At 62.0% G+C, this 8037-nt stretch carries 8 protein-coding genes; 5 read left to right on the top strand and 3 right to left on the bottom strand.

Translation table 11 applies throughout. The features are described from left to right. Positions 1–77: 77 nt before the first annotated feature. From JNL55_RS18940 to gloB, 3 genes are all read right to left on the bottom strand, one after another. Entirely contained in the window at positions 78–866 is a 789-nt protein-coding gene (locus JNL55_RS18940) for an enoyl-ACP reductase (RefSeq protein ID WP_293857154.1), read from the bottom strand. Between the two features lie 73 nt (positions 867–939). Further along, positions 940–2622, bottom strand: a complete 1683-nt coding sequence (locus tag JNL55_RS18935) for a LysM peptidoglycan-binding domain-containing protein (protein ID WP_293857152.1) — start codon at positions 2620–2622, stop codon at positions 940–942. 62 nt (positions 2623–2684) lie between these two features. Continuing rightward, positions 2685–3473 (bottom strand): hydroxyacylglutathione hydrolase, encoded by a 789-nt coding sequence (gloB, locus tag JNL55_RS18930; RefSeq protein WP_293857150.1) that lies wholly within the window; start codon positions 3471–3473, stop codon positions 2685–2687. Positions 3474–3632: 159 nt separating this feature from the next. Between gloB and JNL55_RS18925 the strand changes: the two genes are divergently transcribed. The 5 genes from JNL55_RS18925 to JNL55_RS18905 form a co-directional block, all read left to right on the top strand. Then, positions 3633–4385, top strand: coding sequence for a class I SAM-dependent methyltransferase (locus JNL55_RS18925; RefSeq protein WP_293857148.1), 753 nt, complete (start codon positions 3633–3635; stop codon positions 4383–4385). Positions 4386–4396: 11 nt separating this feature from the next. Then, a complete protein-coding gene (gene rnhA / locus JNL55_RS18920; protein ID WP_293857146.1) occupies positions 4397–4849 on the top strand; it encodes a ribonuclease HI in 453 nt (150 codons plus the stop codon). Between the two features lie 79 nt (positions 4850–4928). Then, positions 4929–6053, top strand: coding sequence for a DegT/DnrJ/EryC1/StrS family aminotransferase (locus JNL55_RS18915; protein ID WP_293857144.1), 1125 nt, complete (start codon positions 4929–4931; stop codon positions 6051–6053). 6 nt (positions 6054–6059) lie between these two features. Continuing rightward, positions 6060–6821 (top strand): DNA polymerase III subunit epsilon, encoded by a 762-nt coding sequence (gene dnaQ / locus JNL55_RS18910; RefSeq protein WP_293857141.1) that lies wholly within the window; start codon positions 6060–6062, stop codon positions 6819–6821. Positions 6822–6843: 22 nt separating this feature from the next. Then, positions 6844–8037, top strand: a 1194-nt coding sequence (locus JNL55_RS18905) for an SLC13 family permease (protein ID WP_293857138.1), incomplete at its 3' end; no start/stop codon positions are given.

The raw sequence follows: 8037 nt of genomic DNA, 5'->3' as shown, positions 1-8037 counted from the left end.
CGGCGAGGCAGTCGATACAAAAACGCCGCGGTTTCGCAAGAAGCCGCGGCGTTTTGCATTCTGATGGCGTTTAAGGATCAGTCGCTTTCAGGGAAGCTCATGCCCACGGTGTTGAAGCCGCCGTCGACGTAGATGATCTCGCCGGTGATACCGGCAGCGAGATCGGATGCCAGGAAGGCTGCGGTGTTGCCCACATCTTCCGCAGTCACGTTCCGGCGCATCGGGGCAATCGACGCGACGTGGCTCAGCATCTTGCGGAAGCCGCCGATGCCGGCAGCCGCCAGCGTCTTGATCGGGCCGGCGGAAATGCCGTTGACGCGAATGCCTTTCGGGCCGAGGTCGGCCGCCAAGAAACGTACACCGGCTTCCAAGCTGGCTTTCGCCAGGCCCATCACGTTGTAGCTGGGCAGCGAGCGCACGGCGCCCAGATAGGTGAGGGTGAGGATGGAGCCCGCACGACCTTCGAGCAGCGGCTCGGCGGCCTTCACGACAGCAGTGAGGCTGTAGCTGGAGATGTCATGCGCGATCCGGAAATTCTCGCGCGTGGTCGATTCGACGAAGCCGCCGCGAATCGCATCCGAAGGCGCGAACGCCACGGCGTGCACGATGATGTCGAGCTTGTCCCAGCTCTTTTTCAAGGTCTCGAAGCCGGCCGCGATGCTCTCGTCGCTGGCCACGTCCATTTCGAACACGGCCGCGGCACCGAACTCCTTGCCCATGCCTTCGACGCGATCTTTGAAGCGTTCTTGGTAGCTGAACGCCAATTCGGCGCCTTCACGTTTCATCGCCTCGGCGATGCCGTAGGCGATGGACCGCTCGGTCGCCAGTCCGATGATGAGGGCGCGCTTGCCTGCGAGGAATGCCATGAACCGCTCCAGTGAAAAAAGCTGGAGCGTAGTTTAGCCGGAAGCGGTTCGCGGTTGGCGGTTAGGGGTTGGATCAGATGCCGGCGCGGCGCCGGTCGTCGACGTACATCACCAGGCGCTGGCCGGGCTTGATCACACTGCGCTTGGTCAGCTTGTTCCAGCTGAGCAGGTCGGTGAGCTGCACGCGGAACTTGGTGGCGATGGTCGACAGCGAGTCGCCGCGGCGAACCACGTAAGTGGTGGAACGCGGCACGTTGCTGTTATCGGTGGAGGCCAGCTTGGCGGTGCCGGGAATCGACAGCACCTGGCCGACGGTCAGCGTGCCGCTGCTCTTCAGGCCGTTGCTGTTGGCCAGCTTGTCCAGGCTGACGCCGTGGGTCTTGGCGATGCTCCACAGCGTGTCGCCGCGACGGACAATGTGTTTGTCGGAGGACGACCGGCTGCGCACCGGCTTTTCATCTTCGTACGATGCGAGCTGGGCAGCGGTGGGCAACTTGATGCCCTTGGGCGCAGCGGCGATCAGCAAGTCCTGGCCGGGATGAATGGTGGTGCCACGAAGCTTGTTGGCGTTCTTCAGTGCAGCCACCGGAATGCCGTACTTGTCGGCGATCCCACCGAGCGTGTCGCCACGGCGCACGCGGTGATACACGATGCGGACGCGTTCGGTCGGCGGCAGGGCGGCCACGCCTTCCTTGAAGCGCTCATGACGATCGATGGGCACCAGAATGTGGTGCGGGCCGTCCGGATCGGTGACCCAGTGATTGAACGCCGGATTCAGCGCCAGGATCTCTTCCTTGGACATGTCGGCCAGTTCGGCAGCGACATGCAGATCCATCTGACCGCCGACATCGACCTTGGTGAAGTAGGGCGCATTTGGAATCGGCGCGAATGCCAGCCCATGGCTGGTCGGATCGCCGACGATGCGACGCATGGCCAACAGCTTCGGCACATAGGCGCGCGTTTCGCGAGGCAGGCTCAGGCTGAAGTAATCAGTAGGCAGGCCGGCGCGCTCGTTCTTTTCCAACTCGCGGGCGACGCGGGCTTCGCCGCAGTTGTAGGCGGCGACGGCGAGCAACCAGTCGCCGTTGAATTCGTCATGCAGGAACTGCAGGTAGTCGAGCGCAGCGGAGGTGGATGCGACCACGTCGCGACGGCCGTCGTAGTACCAATTCTGTTTCAGGCCGTAGCGACGGCCGGTTTCGGCAATGAACTGCCACAGGCCGGAAGCGCGGGCCCGTGAGTAAGCAACTGGATTGAAGGCGCTCTCGACCACCGGCAGCAACGCCAGCTCGAGCGGCATGTTGCGGGCTTCGAGCTCGCCGACGATGAAATGCAGATAACGTTCGCCGCGCTTGAAGGTGCGGTCCAGATAATCGGGATGATTGGCGAACCAGCGCAGCTCCATGTCGACCGACGGATGATCGACGTCGGCAATGGTGTAGCCCTTGCGGATACGTTCGAACAGGTCGCCGCTTTCCGGCACCGGCGCACCATCGGCACCGAGCTCACGCACCAGGCGCGGACCGCTCTGGGCATCCAAGGCTTCGATGGCTTCTTCGATCTGTTCCGGGCCGTACACGCCGATGGCGGCTTCATCCAGCTTGGTGGTGCCGGGATCCAGCTCCACCAGCTCGACCGGGTCTTCGGCTTCGTCGCCGTCGTCACTGGAGCCGAGGTGGCTACACCCAGCTATGGAGACGACGAGCGTCGTAGCAAGAATCGCCCGCAGCGCGGTCGCCGGTCGCCATTGAAACATCTCATCCCTCCACACCTGCCACACCCCTGGTCGGGCAGGCGTCGAATTGATCCAACGTTGCACTAGCGAAACCCGTCCTTCCACTGACGGATGGCAGCGAACACCTCAGGTTGACTAGGTAACCTGCGGCCGGCATAGGCTTCAGCGGCCTGTTTCACAGTCTCATCGTCACAGCGCAGGAAAGGGTTCACATTCCTCTCCTGCCTTATGTCCGATGGGATCGTTGCCTGATCCCGCGCCCGCAACTGCTGGCATTTTTCAAAATAACTGGCCGCGGCCTGGTTGCCCGGCGCCACAGCCAGCCCGAATTTCAAGTTGCTCAAGGTGTACTCGTGAGCGCAGTACACCAAGGTTTCGGCAGGCAGGGCCGCAAGCTTGGACAACGAGGAGTGCATTTGTTCCGCGGTACCTTCGAACAACCGACCACAACCGGCGCTGAACAACGTGTCCCCGCAGAACACTGCGCCGTGACCGACGTATGCAATGTGGCCGGCCGTGTGCCCAGGCACGTCCAGCACGGCGAATTCCAATCCCAATTCGGCAAAGCGGGCGTGATCGCCTTCGCGCAGCCGCGTCGGATCGCCTGGAATGGTTTCGTTGGCCGGTCCGTAGACTGGAATAGCAGCTGAGCTATCGCGATTGCGCAGGAGTTCGGCGACACCGCCGACATGATCGCTGTGATGATGGGTGATCAAGATGCCGGCCAGCGTCAGGTGGCGCTCGGCGAGCATGCGTCCCACTGGCTTGGCGTCGCCCGGATCGACGACCAGCACGCGAGAAGCATCCCGCGGCGAATGAATCAGCCAGATGTAATTGTCAGTAAATGCCCGAACCGGGGTCACTTGCAGCATATTGTTGGCCTCGGCGGCCGACCCCAGCAGACAACCAGGGGGTATTAAACATGCCAGGTCGCTGAGCGGCAAGCGTTTAGCAGTGATCTCCACGATTGCGCCCGAGCCGTGGTGGGGCTAACCGAACCGATGCCGCTCACGATCCGTTATCCTTGCGCCATGACCGAACCGTCTGCCCTCGATCTGCACGCTTGGCTGCGCTCGCCGCTCGGTCAACGGGTGTATGCGCTCGAGCGCAAGATCGCGAGCGAAGCGTTGGCCCAAGTGTTCGGTTGGCAGCTGCTGCAGATCGGGCAATGGGGCGACGACGATGGCTTGATGGCCGAAGCTCGCACGCAACGCAAGTCGGTGTTGGCGTGGCATGGCACGCGTCGGTCCGGTGCGACCTCGGCGATTCGTTCGCGCACCGATGCATTGGCGATCGCGTCCGATTCGGTTGATGCCGTTTTGTTGCCGCACACGCTCGAATATGAACCCGAGCCGCATGAAATCGTGCGCGAGGTGGGACGCATCCTGTCCGCCGAAGGCCACTTGATCGTGTTCGGTTTCCGGCCGTTCTCCAGTTGGGGCTTGCGCCACTGGTTCGCCAAGAGCGGTTTCCCGCCGGGGCTGGAGCGCTTGATTGGCGAGAGCCGGTTGCGCGACTGGCTCAAGCTGCTGGGCTTCGAAGTGGTGGATGCACGTCGCTACTTGTTCAGCTTGCCGTTCAGCGCCAGCGCGCCATCGTCGCAACGCTTCTTCGAGCGCACCGGTAATCAGTTGTGGCCGATGTTCGCCGGCGGTTATCTGCTCAAGGCCCGCAAGCGCGTCTACACATTGACGCCGATCCGCCCGCGTTGGCGGCTGCGTACCAAAGTGGTCGGCGGCCTGATCGAGCCCACCACCTCGCGTAACGCCACTCGTCGCATGTAATGATGTAGTGAATGTCTGCAGTCGTGATCTACACCGATGGCGCCTGCCGCGGTAATCCGGGGCCGGGCGGATGGGGCGCCATCCTGCGCTCCGGCGAGCATGTCAAAGAGCTCAAGGGCGCCGAAGCCCTGACCACCAACAATCGCATGGAATTGACGGCGGCGATTCAAGCGCTGGCCGCCTTGAAGCGTGGCTGCGAGGTGATGCTCTATACCGACTCGCAGTACGTGCGCAAAGGCGTGCTCGAATGGATGGCGCAATGGAAATTGCGCGACTGGCGGACCGCCGACAAGAAGCCGGTGAAGAATGTCGACCTGTGGCAAGCGCTCGAGCAAGAGATGGCGCGGCACAAGATCGAATGGCACTGGGTCAAGGGGCATGCCGGCGTGCCTGGCAACGAGCGTGCGGACCAATTGGCGAACCAGGCCATCGACGAGATGCAAGCGCGACTGCCAGTAGTCTGAGCCGTATTAGCCCGGCGTCGTTACAGCAGGTCGCATGCGCTATCATGCGCGCCAGCTTGCGATCACTACCGGGTTCTCCATGGACTTTATCGATCTCAAAACCCAGTACCGCCGCGTGCAGGACTCGGTCAATGCGCGCATCCAGAAGGTGCTCGAGCACGGGCAATACATCCTGGGCGCCGAGACCGTCGAGCTGGAGAACAAGCTCGCCGAGTACGTGGGCGCGAAACATTGCATCGGCGCGTCGAGCGGCACGGACACGTTGCTGATCGCGCTGCTGGCGTACGGCATCGGGCCGGGCGATGAAGTCATCACGTCGCCGTTCACCTTCATCGCCACGGGCGAAATGATTGCGCTGGCCGGAGCCAAGCCGGTGTACGTCGACATCGACGCGCGCACTTATAACCTCGACCCGAAGTTGATCGAAGCGGCGATCACGCCGAAGACCAAGGCCATCATGCCGGTGGCGTTGTACGGCCAGTGCGCCGACATGGATGCGATCAACGCCATCGCCCGCAAACATGGCATTCCGGTCATCGAAGATGCCGCGCAGAGTTTCGGTGCCACGTATCGAGGCAAGCGCTCATGCGCAGTCTCTGACGTCGGCTCCACTTCGTTCTTCCCGTCGAAACCGCTCGGTGCCTACGGCGATGGCGGCGCGCTGTTCACGGACGACGACAATCTGGCCAAGCTGATGCGTGAGATCCGCGTGCATGGTCAGGATCGCCGCTATCACCATCCACGGCTCGGCATCAATGGCCGACTCGACACGCTGCAAGCAGCCGTGTTGCTCGCGAAAATGGAAATCTTTCCGGACGAGGTCGAAGCGCGCATCAAGATCGGTGCCCGTTACTCGCAGCTGATCGACGCAGCGTTTGCGAAGGAAAGCGAGCCTGCGCGTAAGGTGGTCACGCCTTACATCGCGCCTAACTCCACGAGCGTGTACGCGCAATACACAGTCGAAGTCGCTGACCGTGCCAAGGTCGAGCAGGGCATGAAAGCACGCGGGGTGCCGACGGCTGTGCACTATCCGGTGCCGCTGCATTTGCAGCCGGTGTTCGCGAATCTCGGTCAGGGCGTGGGCAGCTTCCCGATCTCGGAAAGCGTTGGCAATCGGGTCATCAGCTTGCCCATGCATCCGTATCTGACCGAGGCGCAACAAGCCGAAGTAGTCTCGGCGCTGCAGGAATCGGTGCTGGGTTAGTCGCTAATGCGTCAAATCATCCTCGATACCGAAACCACTGGCCTCGAGCCCGAACAGGGTCATCGCATCATCGAAATCGGCTGCGTCGAAATGGTGAATCGGCGCAAGTCCGGTCGCACCTTTCATCGCTACCTAAAGCCGGATCGCGAAGTGGATCGTGGCGCCATCCAGGTGCACGGCCTCACCAACGAATTCCTCGCCCAGCAGCCGCGCTTCGCCGATGTCGTGGATGAACTGCTCGAGTTCATCAGCGGCGCCGAGTTGATCATTCACAACGCCGCGTTCGACTTGGCCTTCCTGGACGCAGAGTTCAAGCGCTTGCCGGGGCCGCTGCGCCAGGCTCGCAAGATCTGCAATGTGATCGACACGTTGCCGCTCGCGCGTCAGTTGCATCCGGGCCAGCGCAACAGCTTGGACGCGCTGTGCAAACGCTACAGCATCGATAACTCACATCGCGAGCTGCACGGCGCGTTGCTCGACGCGCAGATCCTGCTCGAAGTCTATCTGGCGATGACGGGTGGCCAGACGGCGCTGATTCTGGGCGAAACAGCGGCAGCCAGTGCGGACGTCGCTTTCGAACCGGTGGCTGCAATGATTCGGCCGCGCGGTTTGTTGAAAGTGTTGTGTGCATCCGAGGAGGAGTTGGTGGCGCACGAGCGCATGCTCACCGCGATCGACAAGAGCAGCGGCGGCAAGACCATCTTCAAACAATTGGCGTTGGCACTGGCGGCCGAGTCGGTGCCGGCGGCGGCTCCGGCAGTCGCGTAGCCAACCGGGCGCCAATCTGGGCATGCTACAAGCGTTTCGTAATCTGTTTCTGGGGCATGCGCCGCGCTGGTACAAGCTGACCATCGTTGCGTTTCTGTTGCTCAATCCGCTGGTGTTGATGCTGGGCGGCGCGCACGGGCCGACACTCACCGCGTGGCTGATCCTGTTGCAGTTCATTTTTACGCTGGCGATGGCGTTGAAATGTTATCCGCTGCAGCCCGGCGGCTTGCTGGCGCTCGAGGCGGTGTTACTGGGCCTGACCCATCCCAGCTCGGTGTATCAACACACCGTCACCGCATTCCCCATCATCCTGCTGCTGATTTTCATGATTGCCGGCATTTTCTTTCTAAAAGAGATGCTGGTGTTTTGTTTCACCAAGCTGTTGCTCAAGGTGCGCTCGAATCTGTGGCTGGCATTTTTGTTCTGCCTGGTGCCGGCAGTGCTGGCGGCATTTCTGGATGCGCTGACGGTGCTGGCCGTGGTCATCACCGTGGCCATGGGCTTCTACGAGGTTTATCACAAGGTCGCATCGGGTAAGACCCATCACGATCCGCACGACAGCTCGGCGGACGAGCATGTCGGCGAGTTGCATCGTTCGGATCTCGACGCCTTTCGGGCGGTGCTGCGTGGCTTGTTGATGCACGCCGGCGGCGGCACCGTGCTCGGCGGCGTGATGACGCCGGTGGGACAACCGCAAAACGTGTTGGTGGCTGAGCAGGCCGGCTGGACCTTCGCCGAATTCTTTTTGCAGGTCGCGCCGGTGGCACTGCCGGTGTTCGTGGTCGGCATCGTGACTTGTCTGGTGGTCGAACACATGAAGTGGTTCGGTTACGGCACGCGCTTACCGGATGCGGTTCGTCGCGTGCTCGAAGACTACGATCGCGAGCGGCAGGCCCATCGCACGCAGCGTGACGTGGCGATCATCGTGGTGCAGGCGATCACTGCGATGATCCTGGTGTTCTCGCTGGCGTTTCACTTGGCGGAGGTGGGACTGATCGGCCTGCTGGTGATTGTGTTGGCAACGGCGTTCACCGGCGTGACCGACGAACAGCGGCTCGGCAAGGCATTCGAGGCAGCGCTGCCGTTCACGGCGTTGATCGTGGTGTTTTTTGTCATCGTGGCCCAGATCCATGACCAGCATTTGTTCGAGCCGGTGGTCGGCTGGGCGTTGCACCAGTCGGGCGAGGTGCGGGCGGCGATTTTCTATCTGGCCAGC

Origin of the sequence: Steroidobacter sp. (assembly GCF_016790065.1) — a bacterium.
GTDB lineage: Bacteria > Pseudomonadota > Gammaproteobacteria > Steroidobacterales > Steroidobacteraceae > Steroidobacter.
This window is presented reverse-complemented; position numbering and strand designations above follow the sequence as displayed.